Origin of the sequence: Oribacterium sinus, assembly GCF_014202695.1 — a bacterium.
Lineage (GTDB): Bacteria > Bacillota > Clostridia > Lachnospirales > Lachnospiraceae > Oribacterium > Oribacterium sinus.
In genome coordinates this window covers 1-14419 of sequence record NZ_JACHHH010000008.1, presented here as the reverse complement: position 1 = coordinate 14419, position 14419 = coordinate 1, and the positions used below count along the sequence as shown (strand labels likewise).

The 14419-nt window shown below is 40.5% G+C and carries 16 protein-coding genes; 9 read left to right on the top strand and 7 right to left on the bottom strand.

All coding sequences use genetic code 11. The annotated features are described in order from the left end of the window. Positions 1-41: 41 nt before the first annotated feature. From HNQ46_RS07940 to HNQ46_RS07925, 4 genes are all read right to left on the bottom strand, one after another. Positions 42-677 carry a hypothetical protein gene (locus HNQ46_RS07940; protein ID WP_183684219.1) on the bottom strand — a complete coding sequence of 212 codons (636 nt, stop codon included), beginning with the start codon at positions 675-677 and terminating at the stop codon, positions 42-44. A gap of 10 nt (positions 678-687) precedes the next feature. After that, on the bottom strand, positions 688-1047 hold the full coding sequence (locus HNQ46_RS07935) for a DUF2493 domain-containing protein (protein WP_183684218.1): 360 nt from the start codon (positions 1045-1047) through the stop codon (positions 688-690). Positions 1048-1214: 167 nt separating this feature from the next. After that, positions 1215-1550, bottom strand: a complete 336-nt coding sequence (locus tag HNQ46_RS07930) for a type II toxin-antitoxin system RelE/ParE family toxin (protein ID WP_183684217.1) — start codon at positions 1548-1550, stop codon at positions 1215-1217. Further along, the gene (locus HNQ46_RS07925; RefSeq protein ID WP_183684216.1) at positions 1540-1797 is read right to left on the bottom strand and encodes a type II toxin-antitoxin system Phd/YefM family antitoxin; all 258 of its coding nucleotides are present in this window, start codon (positions 1795-1797) and stop codon (positions 1540-1542) included. Before HNQ46_RS07925 ends, HNQ46_RS07930 begins: the two co-directional genes overlap by 11 nt. A 365-nt stretch (positions 1798-2162) precedes the next feature. Here HNQ46_RS07925 and HNQ46_RS07920 point away from each other — a divergent pair, with 365 nt between their 5' ends. From HNQ46_RS07920 to HNQ46_RS07885, 8 genes are all read left to right on the top strand, one after another. Further along, positions 2163-3788 (top strand): malolactic enzyme, encoded by a 1626-nt coding sequence (locus HNQ46_RS07920; RefSeq protein WP_183684215.1) that lies wholly within the window; start codon positions 2163-2165, stop codon positions 3786-3788. An 11-nt stretch (positions 3789-3799) separates the two neighbouring features. Then, complete coding sequence (locus HNQ46_RS07915; protein WP_183684214.1) at positions 3800-4747, top strand: AEC family transporter; 948 nt, start codon at positions 3800-3802, stop codon at positions 4745-4747. A gap of 250 nt (positions 4748-4997) precedes the next feature. Beyond that, positions 4998-5828: a 4Fe-4S binding protein gene (locus tag HNQ46_RS07910; protein WP_183684213.1), complete on the top strand. Its 831-nt coding sequence runs from the start codon at positions 4998-5000 to the stop codon at positions 5826-5828. A 36-nt stretch (positions 5829-5864) separates the two neighbouring features. Next, complete coding sequence (locus HNQ46_RS07905; RefSeq protein ID WP_183684212.1) at positions 5865-6545, top strand: response regulator transcription factor; 681 nt, start codon at positions 5865-5867, stop codon at positions 6543-6545. Positions 6546-6633: 88 nt separating this feature from the next. Beyond that, complete coding sequence (locus tag HNQ46_RS07900) at positions 6634-7560, top strand: sensor histidine kinase (protein WP_183684211.1); 927 nt, start codon at positions 6634-6636, stop codon at positions 7558-7560. A gap of 150 nt (positions 7561-7710) precedes the next feature. Further along, entirely contained in the window at positions 7711-8574 is an 864-nt protein-coding gene (locus HNQ46_RS07895) for an ABC transporter ATP-binding protein (protein ID WP_183684210.1), read from the top strand. A 2-nt stretch (positions 8575-8576) separates the two neighbouring features. Further along, positions 8577-10592: an FtsX-like permease family protein gene (locus HNQ46_RS07890; RefSeq protein WP_183684209.1), complete on the top strand. Its 2016-nt coding sequence runs from the start codon at positions 8577-8579 to the stop codon at positions 10590-10592. A 96-nt stretch (positions 10593-10688) separates the two neighbouring features. Further along, a complete protein-coding gene (locus HNQ46_RS07885; protein ID WP_183684208.1) occupies positions 10689-12035 on the top strand; it encodes an erythromycin esterase family protein in 1347 nt (448 codons plus the stop codon). 308 nt (positions 12036-12343) lie between these two features. Here the strand turns inward: HNQ46_RS07885 and HNQ46_RS07880 are convergent, their stop codons facing one another. From HNQ46_RS07880 to HNQ46_RS07870, 3 genes are read right to left on the bottom strand one after another with little or no spacing between them, the layout of a single operon-like run. Next, positions 12344-13099 carry an SDR family NAD(P)-dependent oxidoreductase gene (locus HNQ46_RS07880; RefSeq protein WP_183684207.1) on the bottom strand — a complete coding sequence of 252 codons (756 nt, stop codon included), beginning with the start codon at positions 13097-13099 and terminating at the stop codon, positions 12344-12346. A gap of 13 nt (positions 13100-13112) precedes the next feature. After that, the gene (locus tag HNQ46_RS07875; protein WP_243155884.1) at positions 13113-13394 is read right to left on the bottom strand and encodes a beta-ketoacyl-[acyl-carrier-protein] synthase family protein; all 282 of its coding nucleotides are present in this window, start codon (positions 13392-13394) and stop codon (positions 13113-13115) included. Further along, positions 13381-13749, bottom strand: coding sequence for a carboxymuconolactone decarboxylase family protein (locus HNQ46_RS07870; protein ID WP_183684205.1), 369 nt, complete (start codon positions 13747-13749; stop codon positions 13381-13383). Before HNQ46_RS07870 ends, HNQ46_RS07875 begins: the two co-directional genes overlap by 14 nt. A gap of 151 nt (positions 13750-13900) precedes the next feature. On the opposite strand from HNQ46_RS07870, the gene HNQ46_RS07865 reads away from it, so the two are divergent. Then, positions 13901-14263, top strand: coding sequence for a MerR family transcriptional regulator (locus tag HNQ46_RS07865; protein WP_183684204.1), 363 nt, complete (start codon positions 13901-13903; stop codon positions 14261-14263). Positions 14264-14419 lie beyond the last annotated feature (156 nt).

The following is a 14419-nucleotide window of genomic DNA, read 5'->3' as shown; positions in this document are numbered from 1 at the left end:
TAGTTTTAGGTTCTCAGCTTTGCATTTAAGATATAAATTATCTAAGTATTAGATGGAAAAATACGGTACTCATGTATAGGGATTTTTTTACAGCATTCTTGGATGGCATCACCCAATTGCTCAAAGGAAAGTACCGGGCAAAGAGATTTTACAGTTTTTAGAGAAATTGTTTTTTGTAGAACCAGTTTTTCATCCATTTCAATTAAATAAGTAGGAAGGATATAAAACTCCCACCAGGATAAATCTAATATATTTTCGCTCCTATCTGTTGCAGTATATAGTGTAAATACATAGATATCATTATTTCGTTGCCTTCCGGAAAGATATGGATAATCTCCGGTTTCATCGGGCATTTTGGCCGGGGCAATATTATAGTTCGCTCTATCCGGGTGTTTGATATCCCAAGTTTGAACAAATGCGGCAGATTTCACCTCTATTCGTGCAGGTTTTCCGCTGGAGAGGATAATAGGACCATTAAGGTCATAAGGCTTTATGCTCGCTTGTTCTTCATTGGTTTGAATGCCGATATTTTCCAAAGCACATTTTACAATAAACTCTGCAAAAGTTCCTCTTTGCATATTATGGAGTATGTCTGAATATGCCCATTTCCAAAAATCAAGCATTGTATTGGAAAGATATTTTCCATCATGAATAAGTCTTTCATCTCCATTATACATAGTAGTCTCCTTAAATCTTTACGATATGAATATCTGCCCCATTTTTGGAAGCGACATCTATCATATTTTTTGTCCCTTTACTGACCCCGTCCCAAAAGGCAATAATCATGGGATGATCTTCTAAAGCATAATGATACATCTCTCTGTTTCGAATAGGACCTGCAGCTCTACCATATTTCTTCCAGTCTGCTTTGAAAACGGATAATTTCAGTCCCTTCTTTAGAGCATATTCCTCTCCGAATGCATCTGCGCCCTTTGCATTACCGGAAACAATTTCTATATTCTTTAGAGGAGAAATAATCTCATCTAATTTTCTAAAGCAAAAATCTTTATCTTGAAAATCTCTACCACCACATACTATAACCCTCATTTTCTCCTCCCTACCCATATACTTTAATAGCCGTTTTATGCTATCACAAGAAATCGGGGATGGAAAGAAAATTCAAAGCAAAAAAGTCGGGTTGAGTTGAATAAATGCATCGGGGCTGCCTGCTCATGAGATAAATCGGGTATATCATAAATTATGAAGGAAGAATTCTAATTATTATTTATCTCTCTTACCAGTTCATCTAAGCTTCTCCGGCCATAAAGAATGCGAAGGATATAGATTATTTTTTCATTCGTGTCAGGAAGGTAGTATAGGATATAATTTCCTACAAGAGATTTTCTTACTTCCCTATCCGGGAGAAATTCATTTTCTACAATTCTTCCCATCTTAGGAATAGCACATATAGAATCTATTACTGTTTGTAAATCCTTTAAAAAGCTTGATGCGGCATCCGGATTGGAAAGCTCTATAGAAATATAGGATAGAATTTCATCCAGGTCTGCTTCTGCCTTTTTGGAAAAGCGATACTGAAATCTAGAGTTCATATTTCCCCTTTAACTTACGAATGATATCGGCTCCGTCTTTAGTATTACCCTCTTCTAGATCCTTTAGCCCCTCTATAACAGCTTTTGCTTCATACATCTTTTGCATGGTTCTCTCATAATACTCTATATCCATAACAACAAGACGCCCGTAACCATTCTTGGTAACATAAACAGGACCCTGCTCTTTAATGCAGTGCTTTTCTACCTCTACTGTATTTTTTAAATCTCGCATAGGAATAATTTTCATAGATATGCCCTCCTAAAATATGGCCATATTATAGCTTAAATTTAGTCACATTACAATTTCCTATATTTTATAGCTTGTCTTCTTAGAGTAAAATTTTAGTTGGCAAAAAAATACTAAGGACAGGAGCTGTATGATAGAGTTGCCAACGATTCCTTGACAGTAATGAAACTTCACCGCATAGAAACAAGTGTTTAGTCTTGTTGCTTTGTAATTGTGTTCATTCTGTTAAGTGTGTAGATTCTGTTAAACTTTTTATGATGTTGTTGAATATTATTTATACCGATGTTAGATTGTGCGTACATCGGATGGCTGGACCATCTTCACAGGGCAGTTTGCTCTTTTCCTTAATGAGTAGGAGGAATCTTATGAAAGCACATGAAATTTTGAACAATCCCTTTTTAAACAAGGGGACGGCATTTACCATGGAGGAACGTGAGAAATTAGGACTGATCGGACTTTTGCCTCCCCACGTGCAGACCATTGAAGAGCAGGCGGCACAGACCTATGCTCAGATGGAAAAGAAGGAAAATGACCTTGAAAAGCGTCTCTTCCTCATGCAGATTTTCAACACCAATCGTACTCTTTTCTACTATCTTTTTTCCAAGCATTTGGCAGAATTTAATCCTATTGTTTATGATCCCACGGTTTCGTTAACCATTGAGGGCTATAGTGATCTTTTTGTGGATCCTCAGTATGCGGCTTATTTGGATATTAACCATCCGGAAAATATTGAAAAGACCTTGAAAAACGCCGCAGGAGACAGGGAAATCCGTCTCATTGTGGTAACCGATGCGGAAGCTATTCTCGGAATAGGGGACTGGGGCACCAATGGTGTGGATATTTCCGTAGGAAAGCTGATGGTATACAGCGGTGCTGCAGGAATTGATCCGGCCTGCGTTCTCCCCTTGGTTATCGATGCCGGTACCAACAGGGAAGAACTACGAAACAATCCCAACTACTTGGGAAATCGTCATGAGCGTGTCAGAGGAGATCGTTACTATGACTTTATCGACCAATTTGTAGAGACTGCTGAGCGTCTTTTCCCCAAACTCTATCTTCACTGGGAGGACTTCGGCCGTGGAAACGCTGCGAATATTCTGGAAAAATATCGTACCAAAATCCCAACTTTTAATGATGATATTCAAGGAACAGGAATCGTAACCTTAGGCGGAGTATTTGGGGCAATGGCCATCAGCGGACAGAAGCTTAGGGATCAGGTTTATCTTTGTTTTGGTGGGGGTACGGCAGGAGCCGGTATTGCCTCCCGCGTACACAGAGAAATGATGAGAGAGGGCTTATCCGAGGAAGAGGCTTACCGGCGTTTCTTTATGGTGGATAAGCAGGGATTACTCTTTGATGATATGGAGGATTTAACACCCCAGCAGAAACCCTTTGCGAAGAAACGTTCCGACTTTCCAAATGCAGACAAATTAACGGACTTGGCTGAGGTAGTAAGAACGGTAAAGGCGACGATTCTTGTAGGTACCTCTACACAGCCAAATACCTTTACCAAGGAAGTTGTGGAAGCGATGTGTCAGAATACTGCGCGCCCCTGCATTTTCCCCTTGTCCAATCCGACGGAACTGGCAGAGGCAACGGCGGAAGACCTGATTACCTGGTCAGACGGAAAGGCCTTCGTAGCAACCGGTATTCCGGCAGACCCTGTTTTTTATAAGGGTGTGGAGTATATCATTGGGCAGGCAAATAACGCCCTGATTTATCCCGGACTGGGCCTTGGGATGCTGGCTTCGGAAGCAAGTCTCTTAACCGATGAAATGATTGCGGCAGCAGCAGATTCCTTGTCCGGTATTACCGATATCACAAAGCCCGGTGCACCGGTGCTTCCTCCCTTTAAGTATGTGGGCGAGGTTTCCATTAAAGTAGCGGAAGCGGTGGCAAAGAAGGCAAAGGAGCAGGGACTTGCCCGTGCAAAAGAGCAGGATATGGAAAAGGCGGTAAAGGACTTAAAGTGGTATCCGGAATATAAATAAAGGAGGAGAAAATGACGGTATTTCTCACCTCGATACAAAGTATTATTCCGATTATCGTGATTATCGCTCTCGGCTATATTTTGCAGCTAAAAGGCTGGTTTTCGGAGAGCTTCGGACCGAATCTGTCCCGGCTTATTATGAATGTGGCTTTACCGGTTTCCATTTTTGTCTCGGTATTAAAGTATCTTACCGTAGATAAGCTCATCAGCCTTTTGGGAGGCTTGCTTTACACCTTTGGAGCCTTTGCTTTAACCTATATTTTCGGCTTTTTGGCGGTGAAGCTATGCGGAGTTCGTGCCGGAAGACGGGGAACCATGATGAATACCTTTGTAAATGCCAACACCATTTTCATTGGGCTTCCCTTAAATGTTGCTCTTTTTGGGGAAGAGGCTATACCCTATTTCCTGATTTATTATATTACCAATACGATTTCCACCTGGACCTTGGGCGTTTATATCATGACCTCGGACAGTGTGGGAGGGCAAAAGAAAGATGGAACAAAGTTTGACTGGAAAAAGCTTTTACCGGCTCCTCTTGTGGGCTTTCTGATCGCTTTGGTATTTTTACTTTTAGGAATTTCAGTGCCCGCATTTGCTGAAAATACCTTGACCTATATCGGGAATATTGTAACACCCTTGTCTTTGATTTACATTGGAATTATTCTTGCAAAGGCGGGGCTTAAGAGTATTCACTTAGATAAAGACACTGTAGTTGCGGTGGTGGGGCGTTTTATTCTTGCCCCCGCCATCATGTATGCTTTACTTTTCTTTACAGGAAGAGGACTGCCAACAAAGGAATTCAATACCTTTGTGATTCAGTCGGCTACACCGGCTCTTGCGGTTCTCCCCATTTTGGCCAGCCAAGGAGACGGAGATGTAGAGTTTTCCACCAATGTGGTGACCATCAGTACCGTGCTTTTTATTCTCGTTGTGCCGATTCTTATGACTTTGTTGGGCTAAACGTTTCAATCATACATTGAGAAGCTGAAGATTTTTGGTTTGGAAAAGCCTATATAGGAGGAAGTAAAAAAGAGCGGTTTCCGCTCTTTTTTGTGTTTTTGTTCCTGAGCAAGAACTTGAAAATATTGAAGTATAAACATAGAATTTTTTTGTATGAGAAATCCTGTAAAAAGGATGAACATAAATATATACATAGGTATAAACATAACTATTTACACATAACTATATACATATATGAGAGGAGCTTTCTTTGCGAGATTTCTTGAAAAAATATGCTTTGGTACTTCTGATTGGCGGTGTTTTTGAAGCAGTAGCGGTGAGCCTTTGGCTTACGAAGCAGAATCTTTTTTATCTTTTCAACTTTAGCTATATTGGAATCTCACTATCTTTCGGAATTTTTCTGCTTGGAAGAAAATATCCCTATGCCCGCCGTGTGGTACAGCTTCTGGTGGGGCTGTATATGCTTGTTTATTTAGGGCTTATCAACCGGGAAAATATGCAAATCGAGGGCTTTTGGTACTACTTGTTTACCGGTGTCTTCGAGGCCGCTACCATTCATTATGCGGTGGCGAAAATCTTCGGGCCGCTGATTTTTGGAAGAGGCTTCTGCGGCTATGCCTGCTGGACTGCTATGGTTTTGGATTTTTTGCCATATAAGACAAGAGAACTTCCAAGAAAAAACTTTGGATGGATTCGTTATCTGACTTTTACTTTAGCACTACTTTTTGTATCTGCTTTATTTCTTATGAAGCTGGGGAATCTGGAAAGGATTATGTTTTGGGCCTTCCTCATTGGAAATCTCGCCTATTATCTTGTGGGGATTGCTCTGGCCTTTTTTTGCAAGGATAACCGAGCATTTTGCAAATACATTTGCCCGGTTACCGTATTCCTTAAGCCTATGAGTTATTTCTCCTTGGTGCGCATTCGTTGCGATGAGAACAAATGCATTTCCTGCGGAAAATGTAAGAGAGTTTGTCCCATGGATGTGGAAATGACGGATAATTCCAGGAAGAGAAAAAACGGGACGGACTGCATCCTTTGCATGGAATGTGTAAAGGTCTGCCCGAAGGGGGCGCTGTAAGGGAGAAAAAAGGATAGATTAGGTGAGGCCGGAAAGATGAAGATTTTTATTGTAGAAGATGAAGAGAATATTGTAAGCTTACTAAAGGATGAGCTTATGCAATGGGGCTATACGGTAGAATCCGTAAAGGATTTTCAAAGAGTGAGCGATGAAGTGGAAGAGTGTAATCCGGAGCTGATTCTTATGGACATCAGCTTACCCTGTTATAACGGTTTTTACTGGACAGAAAGAATCCGCAAATTTTCCCATGTACCCATCCTCTTTTTATCTTCTCACGGAGAGCCCATGGATATGGTACAGGCTATGCAATTCGGGGCGGATGACTATATCGTGAAGCCAATTGATTTATATGTGACAAGGGCGAAGATTCAGGCACTGCTTCGAAGAACCTACGAATATATCGCAGTGCAGGACAAGCTTTCCTTTCATGGATTGCAGCTGGACTTAGCTAAGGCAGCTCTTCAGGGAGAAGAATTCAAAATTGATTTAACAAAGACGGAACTGCTCATCTTGGAGTGTTTATTCTTAGCCAAGGGAGGAATTTCAAAAAGAGAGGAAATTATGAACCATTGTTGGCAGGGAGAGGATTTTCTGGATGACAACACCCTTTCCGTTAATATCACAAGGCTAAGAAAAAAGCTTTCTGCTGTGGGCTTAGAGGATTTGATTCAAACCAAGAAAGGGATTGGGTATTCTTTGGCTTTAAAAAATGAATAATTGAGGAAAATTGCTGATCAAAAAGTCACTACTTAAAAAAGTCACTATCGAAAAAAAATCCAGTGCAAAAAGGAGACAGCAAAACACTATGCAGATAAAAAAGCAGATTCAAGCTTATCTTCAAACGAAATATGAGCTCTTCGGTTTTTTCCTACTTTTGCTGTCCCTTTTCGGAGGGATTTTTTTCTTTGGGCATTTGCCCCTGAACTACTTTGCTTTAGCTACTGAACTGAGTACTTTTTTACTCTTTGTCTATCTTGTCCTAGGCTACTTTTCCTTTGTTCGGAAGGAAAGCTTGGAAAAAGCTTTGGAACGGATGGAGGAGGAGAAAAAGGAAGAAGAACGCAGGAGGATAGAGGAAAAAAGGGAGCTTTCCGAGTATTTTCTTCTCTGGGTACATCAGATTAAAACGCCGATTACCGTGTCCAAGCTCCTTCTTCGAAAAACGGATAGTGAGCATAAAAAGAAGCTCGCAGAGCAAATGTTTTATATTGAAGAGTACAGCAACATGGCGATGAATTATTTGAAAATGCAGAACCGTTCCTCCGATATGGATATTCATCCGGTGGATTTGGACGCCTGTTTAAAACGTCTGTTCAAAAAGTACGCCCCCATTTTTATTGAAAAACAACTTTCCCTTCATTATGAGGGACTCTGCACGGATGGCAACGGAGAAAAGGCGGAAGTGATTAGTGATGAAAAATGGCTTTCGATTCTCTTAGAGCAGCTTCTTTCCAATGCTCTAAAGTATACGAAAGAAGGCAGTATCACCTTCTCTTTTGACCGGGAAAGTTCTTATCTTCGGATACAGGATACGGGAATCGGGATTCCTTCTTCGGACTTAAAGAAGATTTTTGACTTGGGCTACTCCGGCTTTAACGGCAGAGCTACGGAGAAGTCCAGTGGACTGGGACTCTATATGGTGCAGAAGATTGCCGGGTTTTTACAGATTTCCGTATCGGTGGAATCTACCGTGGCAGTGGGAAGCTGCTTTACTTTGCATTTTCCAAGCTAAGCTCTTTCAATCTTACAATTCTGTAAGTTTCCCACCTTTTTTGTCATTTTAAATAAAGGCACAAATCGGATATTCGTTTTATACTTCTTCTTGTTTCAAGGCTTCCTGAAAAGGAAAGGAAGCTAGGCAGTAGAAGGGAGTTTAAAACGAATGTCCATTTTAGAATGTAAAAACATCAAGAAAGTCTATCAGACCAAGAATCTTAGCACGGAAGCCCTTCGGGATGTGAATTTCTCCGTGGAAAAGGGGGAGTTTATCTCGATTATGGGAGAGTCCGGTGCAGGAAAGACCACCCTCTTAAATATCCTTGCTACCTTGGACAGCCCCAGCTCCGGTGTTCTTCTAATAAATGGAAGGGATGTGGGAAGCCTCAAGAAAGAGGAAGTTTCCGTCTTTCGAAGAAAGGAGCTGGGCTTTGTCTTTCAGGACTTTAATCTTTTGGATCAGTTTAATAACCGGGATAATATTTTCCTTCCCCTTGTTTTATCGGAAGAGAAAGAAAGCCTGATGCAGGAGCGCCTAGCGAAAATGCAGGGGATTCTGGGAATAGAGGAGCTCTTAGAGAAGTATCCCTATGAGGTATCCGGAGGACAAAAACAGCGTATCGCCATTGCCAGAGCCATCATAACGAACCCCTCTCTTCTGCTTGCGGATGAGCCTACAGGTGCGTTGGATTCCGCCTCTTCAGAGATGATTTTACAGCTCTTCCATAAGATTCATATAGAAGGACAGACCATATTAATGGTAACCCATTCTCTTCGGGCGGCATCTTATGCCGATAGAGTTTTATTTATCAAAGACGGCGTGGTTTTCCATGAGATTTATCGGGGAAATGAGGAGGGACAGCGTGATTTTATGGAACGCATCTCCGAGGCGCAGCTTGTACTGAGCAAGCAGCAGAATGCGCTTCGCCCTGATAGTCTTTACGATAGGCAAGCGGAGATGGCAACGGAGATGACAACGGAGATAGCGCAAAAAGATGCTTTCACAGAGAGAAAAGGAAGGGAGGCATAGGCATGAGCTTTTTTATGGCAAGACGCTTCGCTCTGAAAAATCTCCAGGCAAATCGGCTTTTAGAAATACCCTTTGTACTCTCTTCCGGGATTATGGGGATGCTTTTCTTTATTATGGCTTCCTTACTGGGAAATCATTATGTTGAAACCCGTCATAGGGACTTGCCCCTTTTTATCCAAGTTGGTACGATTCTTCTTTGCATTTTCACCTTTATTTTTATCCAATATGCAGTCAATTTCATGCTGAAGAAACGAAATAAGGAGTTTGCGCTTTATGGCATTTTGGGCTTGGAGAAGAAGCATATCCGAAAGATTATTGCCATTGAATTTTTCTTCCTCTTTGCCTTTATCTTCGTACTGAGCATTGTGGGGGGATATCTCTTTGGACAAATGGTCTTTCTCATGCTGAATTTCATCATGAAAGATGTGTCGGGGAGGCTGATGGACTTTCCCTTCAGTTTTTCCGCCCTGTTCTATACTACAGTTTTGCTGTTGTGCCTCTATCTTTTCACCTTGCTACGCAGCAGTTTTCGGATTTCCTTTTCTACCCCGATGGAGCTTTTACAAAAAGGACATGAGGGGGAGGGGGAACCGAAGTCGAGAGTGATTCTGTCTCTTATCGGTTTCCTGTTACTCGGTATCGGTTACGGGGTTGCACTTTTGATTCAAGGCTTACTGTCTTCCTTTAATTACTTTTTCCTTGCAGTACTGGCAGTAATTTTTGCGACCTATCTTTTGTATATTTCCTTTTCCGTGCTGATTTTGAAAATGGAGATAAAGCGCCCTTCTTACTACAGGCCGGAGAAGTTCTTAAGCATCAGCGGACTTCTCTATCGTATCAAGGGAAATGCGATTTCCCTTGCGAGCATCTCCATCTTAAGTACAGGAGTGATTTTGAGCCTTGCCACCACCATTTGTATGTATGCAAATATTCAGAATAAGGGAAACAGTTTATTTTCCAGAGAATATAGTATGGAGCTTTCCCCATTTTCCTATCCGGAAAAGGAAGGGGAAGACTTGAAGCAGTCTTTAAACCAAATGGTGCTGGAAAGCGTGAATTCGCCCACCGAGGTAGAGGGTTTATATAGCATGGCAACGCTTGCTACCGCGGGTTATGTAGAGGAAGGTCAAATCCTGCCTGTCCAAAAGCAAGAGAACATGGCGAATGCTAAAGACCCCAATATGATTATCCTTTATGATTTAGCTGGCTACAATGCCCGTTTTCAAAAGCACATTACTTTAGGAGAAAATGAAATCCTGCTTTGCAACAATAGAAATACGCTGAAGAATCCGAGCAGTTTGAAAATTGGAGACCGGGTGTTTCAGGTGAGCGAAATTCAGAATATCTTACCGGTGGATATGGTGGCTTTAGGAAGCTACGGCATTGTGGTACGGGATCTTGCCACTATGGAGTATATAGAAAAATATTTACAGCCAAAGGAGCATAGCGGTGATTCTACGGTCATCGAATTTAGCACCCATTGGAATCTGAAAGGGATTTCCAAGGAGGCATATCAGACGAAGTACACAGCTTTAAAGAAAGAGCTGAAGATGTTTTCGGAAAAAAATTTCAAGAGAAACTATCGGTATTCGGTAGAAAATAAAGAAGAGTACCTTCAATCGCAATATGAAGTAAACGGCGGTTTTTTATTCTTAGGGGTGCTGATTGGCATCATTTTCCTAACAGGAACGGTATTAATCAGCTACTACAAGCAAATCAGCGAAGGCTATGAAGACAGAGAAAAGATGCAAATCATGAAGAAACTGGGGCTTTCCGACCGTTTGATTCAGAAGACCGGAGCGGCTCAGATTCTATGGCTATTCTTCGGCCCCTTAGCGGTGGCTACCCTTCACTGCCTCGTAGCCTCCAAGATTGTTTTCAGGCTACTGGGACTTTTCGGAGTAGGAAGCCTGACCCTTTATGCCGGCTGTTTGTCTGCGGTACTTCTTGTCTTCGCACTGGTTTATCTTGTGATTTTCCGGCTGACCAAGAAAGCGTATACGCGGATAGTAGAATAGGAAGATATTTTTTACGGAACGGGTGCGGATTGTGAAATGAGAAAATCCTCTTAGAGTGCGTTTGGTTTTGGAACAGGGAAAGTGAGGAAGAAAGAGATGAAAATGATAGGGAAACTTTTGAAACTTGCAGGAAAAATTGTTCTTGCGTTGCTAGCCTTTCTGTTTGTCTGTATTTTGCTTTATTTTGGAAAATTAAAGTTCGAGGAATTACAGGCTCACCGCGAAATCAAAGAAGTTCAGGCGGAAATGAAGCCCCTCTCCGCAGAGTATATACCGGAGAATATTTCTATTCTTTCTATCGGAGAGGCTGCCCATGGCTGTAAAGAAATGCAGGAGCTGAAGCTGTCTGTTTTCAAGGAAATGGTGGAGAAACGGGGCTTTACGGCATTTGCTCTGGAAGCAGACTATGGGGAGTGTGCGGAAATTAACCGCTATATTCAAGGAGGAGAAGGAAGCGCCGAGGAAATGGCACAGAAGTTCGCCTTTCCCATTTACCATACCAAAGAAATGGCAGAGCTCATTTCCTGGATGCGGGAGTGGAATGAAAGTGCTCCGGAAGAGAAGAAGGTTCGCTTCTACGGCTTTGATATGCAGGATCCGGAGGGAAGTTATGCCTTTTTAAAGGAATACAGCCTGTCTCACAAGCTGACGAGCGAAGAAGAGTTTGCAAAAAATCTGGACTGCATAAAGGGTGAGAATTTCAGTTTAAATGAAAAGAATGCCGGAGAAGTAATTGCCTTTTTGGACAGCTTAAAGGAAAAGGCGGAGAAGAATCCGGAAGAGGCGCAGAAGGAGACGGGAAACACAGCGGATGAGCAGGAGGGTACAAATAAGCAAGCGTTTAAGGAGAATCTAGACTTTCTGATGGAGTTAAATACCGTCCGACAAGCCGCGGAAACTTGGCTTTCCAAAGAGAATTCTTCTGTCCTTCGGGACCGGGATATGGAAGAAAATGTGAAGAAAATCCTGGAAATAGAGCAAAAAATCGGTTCCGGAAAGCTCGTTATTTCTGCGCATGACGGACATATTCAGAAGGAAAATCCGATTTATAACAGCATGGGCGTGCTTCTGACAAAGGACTTCGGGGAAGCCTACTATGCCATCGGAACGGACGTCTGGAAAGTAACAGACAATATCAAGGTGATTGGAGAAGCAAAGAGAACGGTACAGCGCTTTGTTTCGGTAGACACCTTAGCCGCGCAGGCAAGATTTGCAAAGGGAAAGCAATATGCCTTGTATTTTTCAAGTATTACAGACGAGAAAAGCAAAGTCTATCAGCTGATTCATACGCCGATGGAAATGTTGCAACTGGGAGAGGGCTACTCTTTCCTTATGCGCTTTTTACCGAATTCTTATCGGGTGAAGAGTGCTCCTGTTCAGCGCTACGACAGCATAATTTATCTTTATGAGGGAAATCCGATAGAGCTTTTGGAGAAAAAATAATTGCCGGCGGGGCGGAGTGCTTCTTGTAAAATAAAAACAAGGCGGAGGCATCCTAATAAGTAAAAACGCAATAGCGTAATATGCAAAAGTATGTTATTGCATAATACGTTCTTGCGTTATGTTAATGAACTCTAGACGATTTAGAGGTTCTTTTCACCCTGTTGGAAACATTTTTATTTGAATAAGTTTAAATCATAATAGATAGACAAAAAGCTTCTGTAATCTAACATTTCAGAAGCTTTTTTCTTGTCATAAAATGGCTGCAACTATTATTATTCAATACATATTATCTCTATTTATTAAAATAATTAATGATTAAGTAGTGGTCCACTAAGATGAAATTCAAAATTTGTAACATCAACTAAACCAACAACTTTGTCACTTTGATATAATTCCATCAAAAATTGTGCCATCTCTTCACTTGTGTGATATTTAGCAAAATGCTCATCATAATTGTATTCTTTCGAATCTGTAGCAACTTGACCGAATTCCGTTTTTGTGGCAGCTGGAGCTAAAACCTTAGCTTTTAATTGATGTTGATTTGCCTCTAGTTCCAATGCCAAGCCTTCTGTAAAAGCACTGACATAAAATTTACTTGCACAGTATGTAACTGCATTTGGAACCATCATGTATCCGCCTCTAGATGATAAGTTAATCAATTGAGCGCCTTTACAATCTTTATAATCTCTCACATATAGAGTTGATAGAATTGTTAAAGCTTCAATGTTTAGATGGATTAATGTTATTATCTTTTCTAAACCTTGAGATTCAACCTTATCATAATTTCCAAAACCAGCATTATTTATTAGAGTAGTAATGTGATATTTTTTCAAGCTTTCATAAAGAGCAAAAACATTACTGGACTTCGATAAATCAACAACTTTAATAACAACATCTAAATCCGGATAATGGTTCAAAATCTCTTGCTTCAATTTTTCTAGTCGTTCTTGACGCCGAGCAATTAAAATAAGATTCGTTCCTAATTTTGCAAATTGTCTTGCTGTCTCCGCTCCTATACCAGCACTGGCTCCAGTAATACAAGTATAATTCTTCGTTTGTTCCATACTTTTTTCTCCTTTACAGATTGCTATTTGCATTTTTTATAAGAGTCGCTGCTCCCATTCCGCCACCGATACACAGAGAAGCGATTCCATAATTTCCTTTATTTTCAATTAACTCATAAATTAGAGTAGTCAGTATTCTGCTTCCTGAAGCTCCAACTGGATGCCCTAAAGCAATGGCACCACCCTTAGGATTAACCTTATCCATATCATTGATTCCCAATTGTCTTATGCAAGCTATTGATTGTGCAGCAAATGCTTCATTCAATTCAAAGATATCAATATCAGTTATATCCATTTTTTGCTGAGTCAACAGCATTTAAAATTTTTGGAAAACCGACATATGGGATACATTGGATAAATGTTTCAAGAATTTCTTCCTGACTTAGACCAATATTCAAAGCTCCATTAATATGAACTTTAAGTTGATGTCCTGTTCCACCTTGCGACAGCAAACTTGTAATAGTAATCATTTCTCGATGTTTTAGGTTAAGTGACTTACGATTATAAATTTCGCCAAAAGCAAATTCTAAAATATAATTTCCAATATCCCCTGCCACTCCATCAAGGGCTTTTATGACTTTATCACCAACTTCACCATCTATGGTCTTCAGATATTTCAAACCAATTTTTCGTCTTTCTTCCACTTCCATATGGTATTACCTCCTCTCCTAGCTTTATATCAAATTCCTTTGATGCTATGTCTTTTACATAGTAAAGTGCACTTTATGTCAAGAGAAAACTGAAAATTTTTTGATTTTTTAAAAATTATGCTAAAATAATAAAAAAAGGGGGGGAAATATTATGGCTTACTATTCTATTGGAGAATTTGCTAAAAAAACTGGACTTTCTATTCCCACACTTCGATACTATGAGCAAGAAAAATTGATTTACTCACACAGAGAAGAAAATAATCGTAGATACTATGATGACTCTGATATAGCGTGGACTCAATTCATTATTAGATTAAAAAAGACGGGAATGTCTATTAAAAATATGCAAGAATACGCTGACCTAAGATACAAAGGAGACTCCACAATTCCTCAACGACTTAGACTACTATTTTTTCAACTTGATGAACTTCATAAGCAACAAACTGAAATTAACCAACATATTGATTTTCTTGAAAAGAAAATTAAAACTTATTTAGGTATTAATCCTAATTAGCACCATTATTATTTTCTTTATCCAAAAAAGGGATTGAAAATAAAATTTCAATCCCTTTTTATTAATGGACTTTAGCCAGTATCGGAGCTGACATTTGAAAAATGTTAGCTCTGATACAAAAAACCACCCGCTATGCGGGTGGGAAACACTTGTTAT

Bases quoted from the DNA above. Each gene is read 5' to 3' on its own strand.
- HNQ46_RS07940 (WP_183684219.1), bottom strand. From the start codon at position 677: ATGTATAATGGAGATGAAAGACTTATTCATGATGGAAAATATCTTTCC.
- HNQ46_RS07935 (WP_183684218.1), bottom strand. From the start codon at position 1,047: ATGAGGGTTATAGTATGTGGTGGTAGAGATTTTCAAGATAAAGATTTT.
- HNQ46_RS07930 (WP_183684217.1), bottom strand. From the start codon at position 1,550: ATGAACTCTAGATTTCAGTATCGCTTTTCCAAAAAGGCAGAAGCAGAC.
- HNQ46_RS07925 (WP_183684216.1), bottom strand. From the start codon at position 1,797: ATGAAAATTATTCCTATGCGAGATTTAAAAAATACAGTAGAGGTAGAA.
- HNQ46_RS07920 (WP_183684215.1), top strand. From the start codon at position 2,163: ATGAAAGCACATGAAATTTTGAACAATCCCTTTTTAAACAAGGGGACG.
- HNQ46_RS07915 (WP_183684214.1), top strand. From the start codon at position 3,800: ATGACGGTATTTCTCACCTCGATACAAAGTATTATTCCGATTATCGTG.
- HNQ46_RS07905 (WP_183684212.1), top strand. From the start codon at position 5,865: ATGAAGATTTTTATTGTAGAAGATGAAGAGAATATTGTAAGCTTACTA.
- HNQ46_RS07900 (WP_183684211.1), top strand. From the start codon at position 6,634: ATGCAGATAAAAAAGCAGATTCAAGCTTATCTTCAAACGAAATATGAG.
- HNQ46_RS07895 (WP_183684210.1), top strand. From the start codon at position 7,711: ATGTCCATTTTAGAATGTAAAAACATCAAGAAAGTCTATCAGACCAAG.
- HNQ46_RS07890 (WP_183684209.1), top strand. From the start codon at position 8,577: ATGAGCTTTTTTATGGCAAGACGCTTCGCTCTGAAAAATCTCCAGGCA.
- HNQ46_RS07885 (WP_183684208.1), top strand. From the start codon at position 10,689: ATGAAAATGATAGGGAAACTTTTGAAACTTGCAGGAAAAATTGTTCTT.
- HNQ46_RS07880 (WP_183684207.1), bottom strand. From the start codon at position 13,099: ATGGAACAAACGAAGAATTATACTTGTATTACTGGAGCCAGTGCTGGT.
- HNQ46_RS07875 (WP_243155884.1), bottom strand. From the start codon at position 13,394: ATGGATATAACTGATATTGATATCTTTGAATTGAATGAAGCATTTGCT.
- HNQ46_RS07870 (WP_183684205.1), bottom strand. From the start codon at position 13,749: ATGGAAGTGGAAGAAAGACGAAAAATTGGTTTGAAATATCTGAAGACC.
- HNQ46_RS07865 (WP_183684204.1), top strand. From the start codon at position 13,901: ATGGCTTACTATTCTATTGGAGAATTTGCTAAAAAAACTGGACTTTCT.